This is a genomic window from bacterium (genome assembly GCA_020444065.1).
Classification (GTDB): domain Bacteria; phylum Sumerlaeota; class Sumerlaeia; order SLMS01; family JAHLLQ01; genus JAHLLQ01.
Map to the genome: position 1 here is coordinate 802,397 of JAHLLQ010000003.1, position 17,105 is coordinate 819,501.

10 protein-coding genes are annotated in these 17,105 nt (G+C 60.0%); 4 read left to right on the top strand and 6 right to left on the bottom strand.

The features are described 5' to 3' along the window. Positions 1-292: 292 nt before the first annotated feature. The 4 genes from KQI84_11070 to KQI84_11085 all read left to right on the top strand — a co-directional run bounded on the left by KQI84_11070 (position 293) and on the right by KQI84_11085 (position 10,389). A complete protein-coding gene (locus KQI84_11070) occupies positions 293-3,376 on the top strand; it encodes a S8 family serine peptidase (GenBank protein MCB2155419.1) in 3,084 nt (1,027 codons plus the stop codon). A gap of 271 nt (positions 3,377-3,647) precedes the next feature. After that, the gene (locus KQI84_11075; protein ID MCB2155420.1) at positions 3,648-5,720 is read left to right on the top strand and encodes a proprotein convertase P-domain-containing protein; all 2,073 of its coding nucleotides are present in this window, start codon (positions 3,648-3,650) and stop codon (positions 5,718-5,720) included. A 168-nt stretch (positions 5,721-5,888) separates the two neighbouring features. Then, the gene (locus tag KQI84_11080; GenBank protein ID MCB2155421.1) at positions 5,889-8,168 is read left to right on the top strand and encodes a hypothetical protein; all 2,280 of its coding nucleotides are present in this window, start codon (positions 5,889-5,891) and stop codon (positions 8,166-8,168) included. A gap of 232 nt (positions 8,169-8,400) precedes the next feature. Then, complete coding sequence (locus KQI84_11085; GenBank protein ID MCB2155422.1) at positions 8,401-10,389, top strand: tetratricopeptide repeat protein; 1,989 nt, start codon at positions 8,401-8,403, stop codon at positions 10,387-10,389. 754 nt (positions 10,390-11,143) lie between these two features. Here the strand turns inward: KQI84_11085 and KQI84_11090 are convergent. The 6 genes from KQI84_11090 to KQI84_11115 all read right to left on the bottom strand — a co-directional run bounded on the left by KQI84_11090 (position 11,144) and on the right by KQI84_11115 (position 16,992). Next, entirely contained in the window at positions 11,144-11,284 is a 141-nt protein-coding gene (locus KQI84_11090) for a hypothetical protein (protein MCB2155423.1), read from the bottom strand. A 37-nt stretch (positions 11,285-11,321) separates the two neighbouring features. Next, complete coding sequence (locus KQI84_11095; GenBank protein ID MCB2155424.1) at positions 11,322-12,485, bottom strand: glycosyltransferase family 4 protein; 1,164 nt, start codon at positions 12,483-12,485, stop codon at positions 11,322-11,324. Next, on the bottom strand, positions 12,485-13,522 hold the full coding sequence (locus tag KQI84_11100; protein MCB2155425.1) for a glycosyltransferase family 2 protein: 1,038 nt from the start codon (positions 13,520-13,522) through the stop codon (positions 12,485-12,487). The genes KQI84_11095 and KQI84_11100 overlap by 1 nt, the downstream gene beginning before the upstream one ends. Positions 13,523-13,558: 36 nt before the next feature. After that, the gene (gene lpxA, locus KQI84_11105) at positions 13,559-14,404 is read right to left on the bottom strand and encodes an acyl-ACP--UDP-N-acetylglucosamine O-acyltransferase (protein ID MCB2155426.1); all 846 of its coding nucleotides are present in this window, start codon (positions 14,402-14,404) and stop codon (positions 13,559-13,561) included. 187 nt (positions 14,405-14,591) lie between these two features. Next, positions 14,592-16,613, bottom strand: a complete 2,022-nt coding sequence (locus KQI84_11110) for a M56 family metallopeptidase (protein MCB2155427.1) — start codon at positions 16,611-16,613, stop codon at positions 14,592-14,594. Positions 16,614-16,626: 13 nt separating this feature from the next. Further along, positions 16,627-16,992, bottom strand: coding sequence for a BlaI/MecI/CopY family transcriptional regulator (locus KQI84_11115; protein ID MCB2155428.1), 366 nt, complete (start codon positions 16,990-16,992; stop codon positions 16,627-16,629). Positions 16,993-17,105: the final 113 nt, after the last annotated feature.

Sequence of the window (17,105 nt, forward strand, 5' to 3'; positions counted from 1 at the left end):
CACGCCTGACGAGCATGAGGAGTGAGTGGTGCACCAAGCCTTGGATAGACGGCTGTCCTGAAAGGGCTCTGCCCACCATTCGCCGGTGGGCAGAGCTCCCGGCAGCCTGCTTCAGAAGGTGAAATCCGTTGACAAACCATCACTTCCAAATGGCACCCTACCCCATTACTCACGGGGTTCCAGACCGCATCCATTCGATGGAGAGGGCGTTGGCTCGATGCGGTTATGCATCCGATGGGATTCGGGAATGCAAATGGATCGACCCTAAGGCCCAAAGTGGAGGAAGTCCCCCATGTTGCGTAAAGCGTGGCGCCGATCGGCGTTGACGATACTCGTGGTGGTTGCTGCTGCGGCAGCCGTCGCGGGTCAGACCATCACACTCAAACCGACATTGACAAAGGAAGGCATCGAGCAGGGCATCAAGTTGCCCGAGATGCAAGTCACCTCCAACCGTGTCCCCAGCTCAATTTCCGTTGGGGACTTCTACATGGTGGACGGCAAGTCCGTTCAACTGGAACGCGCCGACAGCGAGATCGCCATCCAGTATGGCAGTCGCGCCTCCCTCGAGAAACACTATCCCGCACTGGAGTCATCCCGGGCTCTTGGCGACTTCGATACCGTTGGTCGCTTTCACCCGAAGGGCGTTGCCATCGTGCAAGATCGCCCCGGCGGTAAAGGGATGAAGGCTCGCGGGGCCGCGGAACTGAAGGCACTCGCCGAGGCTCAGCCGGGCGTCGAGTTCGTCCTGCCGGTCTATGTGAATCCGACGGACAAGAAGCGGATGATCGCCACCGACGAGCTTTCGATATGCCTGGAGAAGGGCTCCAGCACGGACTTGCTCGAGAAGGGTCTCGCACGGATTGGCGGCGTGATCTTCGAGAAGTCCAGCGCCGACTACGCTGATATTTATCACGCCCGCCTGGACAATCCGCTCAGGAACTCCCCGCTGGACGTCAGCGTCGAGATCTCGAGCTGGCCAGGAGTGGAATGGGCAGAGCCCAACTTCATTCGCGAAATGGAGTTTTATTACACACCCAACGACCCGTTATTCTCCCAGCAGCAATACCTGCATAACACAGGTGCGAACGGCGCGGTCAGCGATGCGGATATCGACGCGCCGGAAGCATGGGACACGACGACCGGAAGTTCCTCGATCGTGATCGCCATCATCGATGACGGCGTGGACGAGTCCCATACGGACATGAACTTCGACGCCAATGGTTACGATTTCTACAACAGCGACAGCGATCCAAGCCCCACCGGAACGGATGGACACGGCACCGGTTGTGCGGGCGTTGCGGCGGCGATTGGAAACAACAGCTACCGCACGGCTGGAACGGCCCCAGGCTGTACAATCCTTGCGGTCAAGGTGGCCGATGGTAGTTTCGGAACAAATACCATCATCGCAAACGGCATCGACCACGCGGCGACTTACGCTGACGTTCTCAGCAACAGTTGGGGCGGCGGCTCAAGCAGCAGCGAGATCAACACAGCCATCACGAATGCGGCGACGAACGGGCGTGGCGGACTCGGCTGCCCGGTGTTCTTCGCCAGTGGCAACTCCGCCAGCACGTGGTACCAAGGCGGTGGGCGTTACCGCTTCTCGACCAGCGGCTTGGTTGGCGACTTCTATTACGCATTCCGCTATCTGAAAGATGTTAACACTTCCTCTGGTTCCGACCTGGCCCGCGTTGACAATGTCTGCCTGATCGGTTCCGACGAGTACACGCACACTTGGCGCCAGGACTTTGAAGGATCATTCCCTCCGACCGGATGGACGTTGGCGAACAGCGGCAGCACGAACAACTGGTATCGGAGTTCAACGGATGCCCTTGTTGGAACGGGCGGGACGTACTCCGCCACTTCCGGATCGATCAGCGATAGTCAGTGGTGCGAGTTGCGTACACCATTGATGACCTTGACAGGTGCGGAGACCTTCGCTTTTGCGGCCAGCGTCTCTTCCGAGTACAACTATGATGGCCTCCAGGTCTACGTCTACGACAGTAGCTGGGGTCAGCTCGGATACTACGGTCTTCTCAGTGGCGTTCCTTCCGTCAATACGGCCGTATCCTATCCCGCCAGTCAGGCCGATGCGATCGCAGTCGGCTCGGCGACCGACAACGACTACCGCAGTTCATATAGCGAATATGGTTCGAATCTCGACTTCGTTGCCCCGAGTAACGGCGGCTGGAATGACGTCTGGACACTCGATCCGACAGGAACTGTCGGCTGGACGAGCACCGACTATAAGCCGAACTTCGGCGGTACCTCTTCGGCTTCCCCGACGGCGGCTGGTGTGGCCGCGCTGATGCTTTCCGCCAACGGCGCCCTGACCGGGTCGCAGGTGCGGACTTACATGCGCGATAGCTGCGATGAAATTGGCGGCGTGACTTACGTCGGCGGATTCCACAACGAGTACGGCTACGGACGCATCAACGCGAATGCGGCAGTTGCTCTCGCACTTGCCGCTCCCAGCCCGACGCCCACTCCAACTCCATTCTGCGATGCAATTCCCTACACCGAGGGATTCGAAGCAGGTGCAGTCGGGGCCGAGTGGACCATCTCCGGCACCAATACCTATCGGACCCAGGTCACCACGGCGAATACACCCAACAGTGGCTCTTACCATCTGACGATGGACTCGACCACCAACGGGTCTTACGCACGCAATGAGGCGACTCTGTGCGTCGATCTCGCCGGTTACGAGAATGTTGTCGTGCAGTACTACGCCAAAGAATTTGGCGATGAAGCCGACTCGACGACCAGCCCGTTCACTGGTGGAGCCGACTTCGATGGTCTCGCGATGAGCGGCGATGGCGGAACGACCTGGTATGTGATTAATGATCATACTACGCTGGGTTCCAGCTACGCACTGCAGACGGTCGATCTGGACGCCGCGATTGCTTCCGCCGGGATTTCCTACTCGTCCGAATTCAAGCTCCGCTGGAACCAGTACGATAACTACCAAATCACGACCGACGGTGTCGCTTTTGACGACATCAGCATTACGGGCAATGTGATCCAGACGCCGACACCAACGCCAACTCCTTCCGACACTCCCACAGCGACCCCATCTGATACGCCGAGCCCGACGCCTTCCGACACGCCGTCTCCTACGCCATCGGACACGCCGAGCCCGACCCCGTCGGATACGCCGTCGCCAACGCCTTCGGCGACGCCGTCACCGACACCGGTGCCGGTGCCCGGCGATGAAGACGGCGATGGAGAGGTTCACCTGCTCGAGTTGAACGCCGTTCTACTTGGGTTCCGTGGCCTTGGTGCGGTGCCGGCCAGTGCCGACATCGACCCGACCGATGGCGTGATCAGTCTGGCTGAATTGAATGCCGTCATCCTGGCTTATCGCGCAACGCCGTAGTAAGTCGTGAAGTAAGAATGTTCGATATTATTTGGCCGCCGGGTTGACTCGGCGGCCAAATGTTTGCTACTCCATGTACTGTTATACTCAAAATCCGGCTGAGAACTGCCAATCCGCCGGATTGCTGCGTTTGGACGTCCTGCTTTGTCCCCAGGTCAGGTGACTTGTTCCTGGTCATGGTGGAGGGTACTTTTTCGAGCTGCCGAGGACAGCCGCTGGACGAACGGAGGCTAGCAACACTCAAGGCACACCTTTGAGGAGGTATTCCCCCATGCCGCAACGAGACTTCAGAAAGCTGGCGATCGGTCTGTTCGCAACCGTTGGCCTCGCCGCATCACTGGCCCTGGCGGTCGATCCATCCTACATCGATCCCGAGGCTGGAACCGTCATCAAGGACCAACGCGAAACAGCCCAACCCGACTGGGTGGCAGAAATGCTCGCCCGGCCGCACGATTCCAAGAAGATCGCCCGCGATAACGGCGTGGACTGGTGTCAGACAGAGGCCCACTTCCTCCGCGACAACCACATGACCGAAGCCCTCCGTGCCTGCGCCACCGAAGGTCCCTGCGATACCCCGGCAACCCGTGATGGCTACATTCCCGGTCCCGGCGATCCGGTCCGCGTGATTAATGTGAGATTCCACGTGTTCCGTCGCGATAATGGATCCGGCGCCACGGCCACCGCGCAGGATTGCGCCGACCAGATCGCGCAGATGAACGCCGATTACGGTCCGTACAACATTCAATTCGCCTACACCTACGGGTTCGTCGACGACACCACCTATCGCGATTTCGCCGATTCGGAAGAGATCGCGATGAAGAATGCCTACGCAGACAGTCCGAGCACGCAGCTCAACGTCTACGTGGTAAACATCCAGGCCGGCTACCTCGGCGTGGGAACGTTCGCCTGGGAGCCCGACGCGCTTTCGGCTCAGGGCGGTCTCATCGTCGATGACAACTACTTCGGCGCTGGCGAAAAGACGATGACCCACGAGGTGGGACACTGCCTCGGCCTGTGGCACACGCACCATGGCGTCAGCGAAGTCACTGCCTGCTCCGATTGTTGGGAGCGCGCCGATGGCTTGAACGGCGACACAACCGGCGACTTCTGCGATGATACGCCCCCGACGCCAGTGAACTACAACTGCGCCGATCCGGGCGGTACTGATTCCTGCAGCGGCGTGGCCTGGGGAACGACGGCTCCCGAGAACTACATGGGATACGCGGACGATGCGTGCTACTCTGAGTTCACCCCGAAGCAAGCCGGCCGTATGCACTGCTGGATCGCCTCGACGCTCTGGAGTTGGGATTCGACGGCTCCATCGCCGACGCCGAGCCCGACGCCTTCTCCGACGCCGACTCCAGGTCCCGGCCAGCCGCAGTATTGCCAGTCGCCGAGTCTTCCGCTCGTCGATGGCGGCAGCACCTTCACCGAATTCACCATTCTGGACAATGGCATCATCAGCGACCTCGATGCTTATGTGAACCTGGACCACAGCTACATTGGCGATCTGACGTTGACGCTGACGCACGTCGACACCGGCACGGCCGTCGTGATCATTGATCGCCCGGGCTACACCACCAGCGGGTATGGGTGTGCCGGGTCGGATATCGTGGCGACATTAGATGACGAAGCCGGCAGCCCCGTCGAAGACCAGTGCGATACTGGCACGACAGCGATCTTCGGCACCTTCTCGCCCAACAATCCGCTGAGCGCCTTTGACGGCGAGGATATCAACGGCACCTGGCGTTTGACCATCGCGGATGCGGTGACGCCGGACTCCGGTATCCTGAACGAGTGGTGTCTGAATGTGACCTACTCATCGGTGACACCGACTCCGACGCCGACGGATACCCCATCGCCGACGCCAACCGATACCCCGAGCCCGACACCTTCGGATACGCCCAGTCCAACGCCTTCGGACACACCAAGCCCGACGCCTTCGGACACACCAAGCCCGACACCGTCGGATACGCCAAGCCCCACTCCGTCCGACACGCCGAGCCCGACGCCCTCCGATACGCCGTCTCCGACACCTTCGGATACTCCGTCGCCAACGCCGTCGGATACTCCGTCGCCGACTCCTTCGGATACGCCGAGCCCGACGCCTACGGACACGCCGACGGCGACGCCTTCGGCCACTCCGAGTCCGACTCCGGCGACGCTGGCCGGCGATGCGGATGGCAACAACATCGTGGATCTGTTCGAGCTGAACGCGGTCCTGATCGGCTACCGCGGCCTTGGCCCGGTTCCGCCGAGCGCGGACCTGGATCCTACCGATGGCTCTCTGACCTTGCAGGAAGTCAATGCGGCGATCCTGGCCTATCGGGCGACCGCCTACTGATCCTCCATCGACAACCGAGAACCCTGAAGGGCCGCCGACCTCCGGCGGCCCTTCTTCTATGTCCCGCGCCACGATGAACAGGTCTAGAAACGGCTCGACACCACGCCGACATGGACATTATTCAATCTTCACATCCAGTGACAATCGGACCCATGGGAGGGATCTCTGATGATGTTGGGAATTCGCAAGATGCTCGGCTTCGGCATCGGCTGCTGCGTTCTTGGCGCATCTGTGTGGGCGCAGCCGCTGACAAATGTCAGCGTTGCCCCGACGATCGACGGCAGTGCTGCCGAGTGGGGGGCGATCGGCGTATCCGAAAACACCGGGGCAGTCGTGTCGGCCGGCGTGATCGGTTCTCAATACCAATGGAACGATCCGACCGGCGATGACACCGGCGATGGCGATTACGCTTACCCCGGTGCCAGCTACGATGGAACGGAAGCCGATATCGGCGCGTTCCGGATGAGCTATGATGCGAACAACATCTACTTCCTTCTCGAGGTGGCGGGCGACGCGGAGTTGTACTCCGCCGTCACCACGCGCATGCAAGTCTACATCGATCGCAGCGACATCGCGGGAACCAGCACGACGAACACCGGCTTACACGTCGCGCACTGGCAAACGATCGATTCTGATTTCGATCCGAGCTTTGAGTGGTCCTACGTCGTTTCGAATCGTGGTGGACTTGGTTCGCTCTACGTTTATCAGTGGCCGATCGACACGCCGAGCTATGGCGGCCCAGGCAGCGAATACGAGAGCATCGCGAATGACCTGATCGAAGTGGCGATTCCCTGGTCGGTGCTCGGTGGGTATCCGACTGGACCGATCACGATGAACCTGGTTGTTGGCACCGGTCTCGGAGGGGAGTCCAATTTCACTCCGATCGAGATTCCGTACGGCGGATGCGAAAGCCTGGATGGTTCACAGAGCCAGGATGGTGATGCCGATGTCTTTGATCTGATCGGCGCCGCGCAAGTCGACCAGGAAGCTGACTTGGCCGGCTGTACCGGCGTTGGCGAAGGACGGCCAATCATTACCCATAGCATCGTCAGTGTTCCGCTATACCCACAGCAGAATCTCTCACTCGCCGCCGCGGACATCTTCTGGGCGAATGACTTCGTGCGCGCCTCGTTTTCCGAGCCGGCGACAGTCGCCACCGCCACGGATCCTGCCAATTGGTCGATCGCTGACGCCAATCCCAATGATATCACAGTGACCAACGTGGAAGTTGGTACCGGCACCGAGGAAGACAACCTGTTTCTGACGCTCAGTCGCCCAATCACCGCAGCGGACGAGGCTGCCGGTGTGCGCCTGGTTGCTTCATCCGCTATTGAGGCAGTCTCCGGCGCACCGATGGGGACGCAGAACTCCGATCAACTGGCCTTTGCGGAGATCATCGATGTGACGATCGATGCCTCCGGAAATCGCCAGAACTTCCTGCCCGATCCTTTCATTCGTGGCTCGTGGAACGAGTGGGCGAATCCCGGCTGGCCACTTGCCGACGGAATGGATCCTTATCCGGATGTTCCCGGCGACCAGACCGAGTCGTCCGATATCGCCGGTGACAAAGTCTATCGCGGCCGCGTATTCACGAGCGCTGGGTTGCTCGACCAGTTCGGCGATCCGCAGCGCTACCGGATCGAATCCAATTACGATTTTGGTGGTTTCATGCGACCGTTGAACATCGGTTACTGGGGGAACTCGGCGAACAAGAATTTCGATGGGCTCTGCCAGACCAATTCCATCCTGGTCGTGGATGACATCGACAATCGCGTGATCTGCAACTCGATCGACGTCGAATTGAATCTCGCTATTCCCACTTTCTTCTTCATGGATGAAGCACAAGCCACTACGTCGACCATCTTTGTCGAAGCCGGACCCACATACGGCGGCGACAATGCGATTCCGGACGCCAGCGGCGATCTGCCCGGTGAGCGCGATGTGATGGGTGCGCACGAGATGACCTACGCCGGCAAGGATGCAGACTTCTACTATTACACCACAACGGTGACCTACGAGGCCGGCATGCCCGATGTCTCCGGTTTTCGGTTTGGCGTCCGTGTTCCCGTCTATGGCGATTACCCGGAATATCAGTGGGACTTCACTGCGGCGGAGTATTCGCCGGCGCCGACGAATGTGGACAATTACAGCTACAATGGACACATCCATCGCCTGCACACGACCGCTGGATGGCACTCCTCAGGTCGCGTGCTGAACATGACGTTCAGGGAGCCCAGCTTCGATGTTCCCACCGTCATGCCGGAGCCGCCCATCGGCGACCAGAACGCAGATGGAAAGGTGTCGCTTCTGGAAATCAACGCGGTGCTGATCGGCTTCCGAGGTCTGGGGCCCGTCCCATCCAGCGCCGATCGGAGCCCAATCGACGGTATGCTCAGCGTCGATGAACTGAATGCGGCCATCCTCTCGTACCGCGCCACGGCATACTAAGTCTTTTGATTCCAGCTTCCTATACGCCCCGGCCATCATTTGCGAGAAAGCCGGGGCGGCCTTCTGCCACCAATCCTCCGCCTCGCCCTCAGGGTCTGATCATTGGACGTTACCCGGAATGAAGGCTCGGCGTTGACGCCCCGGTTCGAGTGCTCGACACTTGATAGTTGAGAACTTGTCCCGGCCTCCGGGGCCACAGAATTTCTTGCGCCCCCAACGCCGCCGGGAATAAATGGAACCAAACGACAAGGAAGAGGCGGACAACACGCTTATGAACGCATGGAATGCGAGCTTCAGTCGACGGGCGGTAGTTCGGGCTGCAGCGACACTGGCCCTGCTCGGGATTCTCCTGGCCTTGCCGGTCCTCACGCATGCCGCCAAGATCATCCTCAAGAATGGCGAGGTGATCGAAGGCCACATCATCTCCGAGACTGAACAAATCGTCACCGTCCAGACCTTGAAGCTGACGATACCTCTGGATCGATCACGGATCGCCTCGATCGAGCGAGGCAGCAGCTCGGTCTACGAGAAGCAGATGGGCGACGAAGCGCTCCAGTTGGAGAACTACGAAGAGGCGATCGCACATTATGAGAAAGCGATGGCTCTTGGGGGCAACGGTTCGGAACTGATGGATCTGATCAATCAGGCCCGTCGAGCCCAGGAAGACATCGAGCTGGCTCAATACGCAGATCAAGTCAATGCGGCGCGGAAGCTCCTCGATGACGGAGATATTTCTCACGCCCAGATAGCACTCGAGGAGCTTCAAAGGACGATCCCTGAGACTGAAGAAGCCTACGCGATTGTCCTTCGTCTACTGGCACGCAGCCATTACATGCAGGCCCAGGAACTGCGCGATTCGATCGACTACATCGGTGCCGAGCACCAGCTTCAACTGGCCCGCGAGTTGGATCCGGACAACGCATCCATCTACATCGAGCTGGGAGATCTGAATGCGCTCAGTTCGCGTACGCATCGCCAGGCAATCCAGTATTTCCAGAGAGGGCTTCAGCTTGGCTCGAAGTCACTGACACCTGCCGAGAAGATGCGCGTCGGTTTCCGCCTTGGCGAGTTGTTCCGGACGATCGGCGATCACGCCCGCGCCGTGCATTACTTCCAGATCGTCTACAACATCGATCCTCGCTACAAGCCCCACCTCGAAGAGAACCTCGTCACCGAATACAAGGAATTAGCAGACAGCGCCGAGGCGACCGATCGTTCACGGGCTGTGGAAGCACTGAAGCGTGCTCTTGCCGTTCGTCCGTTCAGTGCAGACCTGCGCTACGCTCTTGCCAATAACCTGCAGCAGATGGACGAGACCGACGCTGCCATCGAGCAATATCAGAGGCTGCTGGAAGTCGATCCAGGGTACCGCCGCGCCAACTACAATCTGGCTCTCTGCTACATGCGCAAAGGCGAGATTCTGAAAGCGCGCGATTCCTTCGAGAAGGAAATCGAGTTCTACCCTTCGCACTACGAATCGCTCGTCGAATTGGGCGACATCGCGATGCGTGCCGGCGACCTTGAAGTTGCCAAGGGGTATTTTGAATCCGCGCACGAAAACGAACCGGAGCGCACGCAGGCGACAATCTCACTGGCAAAGATCGAACGCCAGCTCGAGAATCTGGAAGACTCTCGCGCCCTTGTGCAGGAAGTCCTTCGTCTTTCTCCAAACGATCGTGACGCGAACCTGGAGATGGGGCGCATCCTGCGCGACGAGAAAGACTACCAGGGCGCGACTCGGTTCTTCACGAATGTCGTGAAGCTGCTCGAGAAATCCGATGCAAAGGAATCCGAAGAAGGGCGCCAGTTGATGGCAGATGCCTTGATTGCCCGCGGCGAGGTTCGTCTTCTGACCACAGGCCCTGGTACCGCGACCGGCGACTTCCGGGAAGCGCTCGAAATCTATCCCGACTACGCCGATGCCTACTATAAGATCGGCGAAGCCTATAAGAAGAAGTACGCCTCCTCGAAGACCGTATCGGACTTGAAGAGCGCGGAAGAGAATATGCTGAAGGCACGCGAGATCGATCCGAAGAATCCGGAGTACGCGCTCGGCCTCGGCATTCTCTATCACCAGAGCCTGGCCTCCGCAGACGACGAGAACAAGGCCGAGTACATGGAGAAAGCCGTCAAGAACTACAGAGATTATATTTCGAACGGCGGTCGCGATGCCGATACCGTGCGCAATTGGATCAAGGAATCGGGAGGAGGCCAGTCCTGATGCGACTGTCGCTTCCTTCGAACTTTCTGGCCCGCCCGAGTTTCTCGGCGGGCCTCTTCCTTCTTGGGCTGATTGCGCTCCTTGTCGGTTGTGCGGGACAGAAGTATCCGCCCTACTCGCCACACGAGAATGTGCTATCTATCGCGGCAGAGTTTGAACTTCTTGCCGCCCGCGATCCCTACGAAGATGGCCCTGCAGAAGAGCTGACCGGACAGAACATCGCTCGTGCGACGCTCGTGCGTCTGGCGAATTACCAATCACTGCATCCCGAACGGTTCACACCGGAAGTGGCAGTGTTGAAGGCGCGCGCGTACGAGTGGCTCGGCGATCTGGAGAGCGCGCGCGCGAACTACGCCGACGCGGCCGAGTTCGACACTGAATTGCGCGATGAATGTCTGCGTCGCATCGATGTTCTCGATGAACTGATCGCAACCAGTCGCCTCGCCTTGCCCGGCGCCAGCCTGGAACAGTACATCCTGGATCTTCGCACGCAGGCAAAGGCCTACGCCGATTACGCCACACAAACGGAAGACCCTTTTGCGGCAGCACTGGCACGTCGCGCGGCGGAGCAGGCCGAGGTCGACCGAGCGGAGCTCCTTGCGTCGAATCGTTGGATTCTTCCGGATGGCGAGAACCAGGCGCTCGAAGCTCTGAACGATCTCGTCAACGATCACCGCCGATCGTGTCGAGCCCTTGAGCACGCACTTCGCCTCGCGCGATTCCATCGGAGTCTGGCAGAGGAAGAACTGCGTCTTCATCCCCCCACGACGCTCGGTTTCGATGCCGATCGATTCGCCGAGAATCTGAATCGCGCGCGCGACATTCTGTATCGCGTCAGCCAGGCGGACGGCCGACCGGAACGATTACTCGCCTCGCATGAATTGGATACGGTGATTGCGCTGGGTGAACTGACCGCTGCTCAGGCAGATTGATCAAACGATTCCCGCAAACGCATCGTAGGTCTTCCGGGCGCATTCCGGCCACGTATAGAGCCGCGCGCGTTCGAGTCCGCGCGCACGGTACTCGCGCCGCAGCGCCGGATCGCTCCAGAAGCGCTTCAAGCCCGACGACATATCTTCGACATTCCAGGGATCGACAAGAATCGCCGCTTCGCCGGCGATCTCCGCCATTGACGAGCAGTTGCTCGTCACAACCGGCGTGCCGCAAGCCATCGATTCCGTGATCGGAAGGCCGAAGCCTTCGGTGAAGGAAGGAAGCACCGCCGTGCTGGCGTTTTCGTAGAGGGCTGGCATGAACTCGTCTTCCACGTATCCCAGTTCATGGACGACACTGCCGAGAGAGTTGCGCTCGATCGCGGCGGCGACTTTGTCGTAGCCCGTGCCGCGTTTGCCCGCGAGCACCAGGTGCATGTCATCGCACCCCATCGCTCTCGCGCGAGCGACAGCCTCCACAAGGCGCGGCACATTCTTGTGCGATGTCAATGTCCCGAGGAAGAACACATAGCGCTGCGGCAGGTTTGGGAAGCGCTCCAGCAGCGCGTTGAACCGATCGCTGTGCCCTTCGCGATCCGCACCGACGAAGAAACGCTCGTCCGTGCCGATCGGGATGACCTGGATTCGCGATGGATCAGCATTGCCAAAATATATGATGTCGTCGCGAGAGGCTTCGCTGTCGGTCAGAATCAAGTCGGCAACCTTGATCGTGCGACGCGTCCAGCGGTGCCAGTAGATTCGCCGCGCGGGCGTCAGAAAATCCGGATGACGGAAGAACGTCATATCGTGGATTGTTACAACATTCGGCACGCCGCTACGGCGCGGCGGCAGGAAGTTGGACGGCCCAAAGAAGAGGCTCGGCTTCTTGGCGCGAATCACATCGTTCAGGTAGATCCATTCCTCGATGCGGCGTGCCATGACGTTGTTCCAAGGACGCCCCCACACGATCTGGGAGTAGTTCTCCTTCCCCTCGATGCGAAACGATTCCCGATTGATTGGTGAACAGACTCCGAGAATCTGAGGGCGTTCGGGAAGATCGAGAAGGGCGCGCGCAAGGCAGAGCGAGTAGTAGCCGGAACCCGTCAGCGTGCGTTGCGCATGCAGCAGATTCATCATGATCCGAAGCGGAGCGCGCGGAGACATCAGGACTTCCTGCCGTGCGTGCGATTCCATCGACGAACGCCTGGCGCTTCCGGCCGCGGGCGGTCCTCGGGGTACAATGTCGGGTTGTTGTATCGATACATCGCCAGCACTCGGCGCACGGACTCGAGTCGTTCGCTCTCGCGTCCGAGCATGTGAATCGGCAGTCGCATCAGCATGTCCAGCACCACCGCGTACCGCAGTGCCTTTGCCGGCACGCCGTGCAGGTGCTTGTGCATATACATCAGCAGACTGCGGTAGAGCCGTCGGAAGGCAAACTCGGGGCTGTGTCGCGACGACGTTCCGTGGTGATGCACGATACGCCATTGTGGCAGGTGGGCGATGCGGTAACCGGCATCACGAATACGCCGGCACCAATCCACATCTTCGCCGTACATGAAGTATGTTGGGTCCAGGCCACCAATTTCTTCTGCAACAGGCCGCGGAACCATCAGGCACGCGCCCATCAACCACTCGACATAGATTGGTCGCGCCTTGCGGCTGCGCAGGCGGCGGACATGCAGTGCCTTGCGGATGCGCAGCACCAGCGGGCTGATCAATGAATGCGTTCCCCAGTACGACCACCACGAGGGCTCGCGATGGTAACTGTTCTGCGGCAGACCATCTCCATGCAGCAGCGTGCAACCGGCTGCGCCGACGCGCGGGTGCTTCTTCAGGAATTCGATCATTCCTGCCAAGGCCTTCGAATTCGCTTCACAGTCCGGGTTGAGCAAGAGAAGGTAGTCGCCCGTGGCCGCGGCAAGGCCCTGGTTGCAGGCCTGGGCGAAACCGAGATTCTCGTCGTTGCGAATCAGGTGCACCCACGGAAACTGCTTCGCGATCGCGTCGGCCGTTCCATCCTCGGAGGCATTGTCGATCGCCAGGACCTCGATTTCAAAGTCCAACGCCTCGCGTGCTTTCTCCACGGCCCCGAAGAACGAAGGCACATCGTCGCGGCTGTTCCAGAAGATCGTAATGATCGACAGGAGCGGCGCAGACTGCGGATTCGGGTCGGGAACTGGGGAGCGGGAAGCATTCATGCAGCGGGTTTGGTCGAGACGGAGAGCAAGAGGTCCTTATTCGACACCATCATCCTCCGTCCAATTCTCCACACCGTACTCGCGACTGCGGCCGCTCATCAGGCCGCGCTTCGACGGAGCGCTGCAGAAGTCCACCAGATACTTCAACTCTTCGGGCATCGGCTCCTGCTTCGCTTCCCATTCCTCGCACACGGCTCGCAGCGCGTGGGGAACCGATAGGCCGGAGCGGAAGATATTCCGGAAGGCCTGGCGAATCGCCAACCGAGTCTGGCCCGAAACGCCGGCGCGACGGAGGCCGATTACGTTGACCCCAGTCAGGAATCCGAAGCCACCCTTCACCGTCATGAACGGCGGGACATCCTTGCTGATGCCCGCATGGCCACCGGCCATAGCACCCTTGCCGATTCGACAGAACTGGTGCACGGCGACCATGCCGGACAGGAAAACGCGATCCTCTACGACGACGTGCCCGGCCAGGGCCGAGAAACTTGCCAGCACGACATGATTGCCCACGTGGCAGTCGTGGGCCACATGGGCAGTCGCCATCATGAAATTGTGATTTCCGATGATCGTATTGTTGCCCTCGTGGATCGCGCGGTGAATCTGGGCGAACTCGCGGATCTCGTTATCGTCGCCGATGATCACACCCGTATTCAGGGTGCGATCGAATCCGACGAACTGGGGCTCGTGCCCGATCACCGTGTGATAATGAATGCGGTTGCGCTTGCCGATCTTGGTATTGGGGCCGATCACCGTGCCGGCCATGATTTCCGTACCCTCGCCGATTTCCACATTGGCGTCGACGATCACATTGGGACCGATTTCTACGCTCTCATGGATGACGGCCGAGGAGTCGATGATTGCACTGGGATGAATTGCCATCGCGTGTCCTACTGGATCTGGGGAAATAGCCATCAAACAAGCCGCCGGCCGCCCGTCCGCCCACACGCGGCCAACCCATGATGGCTAGGCCATCGCAGGCAGCGGGGTCAACTCCGCTCTGGCCCGGGATAGAGAATGGCTACGGGAGTAAATCGGGAGCTTGGACGGGGGCGCCAGCCAGCACCTGTCAGTTCCCCCGGGGGGAAAGGCGCTGCGATCCCATCCCACGACGGAATTCAGCGATCACCGTATCGAAATCCTCCCCCATGTCCACCAACCCATAGTAGGCGCGCTCGCGCAGGCGATCATCCTCATCCGAGCGCAGGATCTCCCATAGCTTCTCGCGGGCCTCGTCGGTGCCCTGGAATCCGAGACCGGCGATCAGATTGGAACGGAAATCCTCCATTGAATCCGAGTCGTACGCCTCAACAAGGACACTCGCCACGGCCGGGCGGAGTCCCGCGGGGGCCGGATGCGTCGCCAGCGCGAGTGCCGCCGCCGGGCGGGCCTGCGGTGCAAGCGACTCGTCGCGCCAGACCTCCAGCATGCGCTTCGTGAGCGGAAGGCTCACTTCCGGCGCGTTCTGATAGAGAAACGCAACCTCTCCGACTGCCATGGGATCGTGGGAAAGCTGCACCAGGGCTTCCTCGATCCCCGGGGAGATGGGGCGAGTAGAAAGCGCCGCAATGGAGGCGTACGCGACCAGGCCGTCCTCACTCAACAGCTTCAGAATCACAGTCTCCGCCGGGGGAACTGTTGCGTCGCCACCACACTGTATCGTGGCCATTGCAAGACGCATACGTACCAGATCGGAGGGATCATCAACCAGTTGAGCCAGCCGCTGAACGTCGGACCCGTCACCGCCCGCGTATGGAAGAGCGGCGACAGCGGCCGCCCGCACGATCTCGCTTTCGGCCGCAAGCAATCGCCGAACGCGTGGAAGGAACAACTCTGGCCTATCCAATCGGCCGCCGAACTCGATCATCGCCACAAGGGCGGCGGAGGCCCGGGCATTCCCTTCGGGATTCGAGTCGGCCTGATCGAGCAGGGCCAGGATCCTGTCTGCCGCGTTCGGGATCAACGAAGTTCCATCTGGTTGGATCTCTGCCAGCAGTTCCTCGTGGGCTTTGGCAACTTGGGGATCACCGAGCAATCCCCGACGGAGCTGTTCCTCCTTCGAGGTCTCATCCTGAGCGTTCACGGGCGCCTCCTGTCCGCTGACACGTCCAATCGTCAGGATTCCGGCCGCGGCGACGACGACGAGCACTCCGGCGATTCCGATCGCGCGGTGGCGGCCGCTGACGGGCGATTCGAGCTTTCCATTCTCCAATCTACGCAAGCGGCGCAGGATCTCCGGACTTCCGAACAGGGCGGTGTCAGGCTCGAACCTCGGGGATGATGCGAAGAGCAAGGCCAGCCGAGCTAGAGTCCGCGCATAGCCAGTTCGATCGCCGATGTCCCGCGCCGCGGCCGCGTCGCAGGCTTCTTCGCACAGCCCGCGATGCAGCGCCGCTGCCACCCACAGCAGCGGATGGAACCAAAACAACACCTGCAGTACGCGCATGCCGAGACTCCAAAGCGGATCGCGGTGGCGCCAGTGAGCCGACTCGTGTGCGACAACTCCGAGTAGTTCCTCTTCCGTTGCCTCATCGATCAAACGCCGCGGCAGGACGATCGCCGAGCCGGATATCATCGTCACAAAAGGCGTGACCATCTCCTCCGAGATCAGAATTCGCAATCCTGGAGGCAATATATCACGAATGCGCGCTGGCAATTCATCTGCTGCAGGATGCGCGTTCTTGATTACTCCCACGATTCGGCGGAAACCCACGCCGAGCCAGGCGAGGCCGATTGCGACTCCGAACAACCATATTCCAACAAGAGCGGCAGTGGGGGAGAGGCTGGACGATACCTTCTCCGTCCGCCTGAGTGAATTCGAAGACCGCGTAGTATTGGCTTCAGACCTCGTTGCGCTCGGCAATGCAATTCGGGAAAAATGTGGTGCTGTTCCGTCGGCCGGCAGGAGAGGGACGGAGATTTGGGGGGCAAAGGCACTGACGATCAAAGTGCCGAATGCCGCGAGGATTCCCGCGCGCAGGATGAACAAGCGAACGTTCGCTCGCCCCCTGGCCATGAGCATTGTGACCGCGATTGCGATTGCCAGAACAACTGTGCTTCTCAAGGCGATTTCCATTCCCATTAACATCATCCTCTGCCTCCCCCTACTTCTTTCGCTGGCGTTCGCCCGCGATGCGTTGAAGTTCTTCCAATTGCTTTGGCGTCAGGCGCTCCGTTCGCAGTAGCTCCATGATCAACCCCGCGGTTGAGCCTTCTGCGAATACCTGCGACATGCGGCGGGAAAGCTCGCGCAGCAGGCGCGGGCGTTTCGTGACAGCCCAATAGAAATAGGCCTTCCCACGCTTCTCGCGCCGGGCGTGTCCCTTCTCCACAAGATTGACCAGGGCCGACCGCAGAGTGCCGTTATCGATCGACCAGCCGAAACGCTTCTGCACATCGGCCGGCTTGAGTGGCGACTCCTCCCAGAGGACTCGCATCGCTTCCAGTTCATTATCGCGGAGTTCGATCATTTCGGGATCCACAGGTGGGATGTGTGAATACTTCACACATCGGGGGCCGTTGGCAAGACAAATATGTGACGGATTCACAGGTTTGCGCCCGCGATTCCGATTGTGGCTCTGCC

Coding starts and splice junctions, on each gene's coding strand:
- KQI84_11100 (MCB2155425.1), bottom strand. CDS start 13,522: ATGAATGCTTCCCGCTCCCCAGTTCCCGACCCGAATCCGCAGTCTGCG.
- KQI84_11115 (MCB2155428.1), bottom strand. CDS start 16,992: ATGATCGAACTCCGCGATAATGAACTGGAAGCGATGCGAGTCCTCTGG.
- KQI84_11110 (MCB2155427.1), bottom strand. CDS start 16,613: ATGATGTTAATGGGAATGGAAATCGCCTTGAGAAGCACAGTTGTTCTG.
- lpxA (MCB2155426.1), bottom strand. CDS start 14,404: ATGGCAATTCATCCCAGTGCAATCATCGACTCCTCGGCCGTCATCCAT.
- KQI84_11080 (MCB2155421.1), top strand. CDS start 5,889: ATGATGTTGGGAATTCGCAAGATGCTCGGCTTCGGCATCGGCTGCTGC.
- KQI84_11095 (MCB2155424.1), bottom strand. CDS start 12,485: ATGTCTCCGCGCGCTCCGCTTCGGATCATGATGAATCTGCTGCATGCG.
- KQI84_11085 (MCB2155422.1), top strand. CDS start 8,401: ATGGAACCAAACGACAAGGAAGAGGCGGACAACACGCTTATGAACGCA.
- KQI84_11070 (MCB2155419.1), top strand. CDS start 293: ATGTTGCGTAAAGCGTGGCGCCGATCGGCGTTGACGATACTCGTGGTG.
- KQI84_11075 (MCB2155420.1), top strand. CDS start 3,648: ATGCCGCAACGAGACTTCAGAAAGCTGGCGATCGGTCTGTTCGCAACC.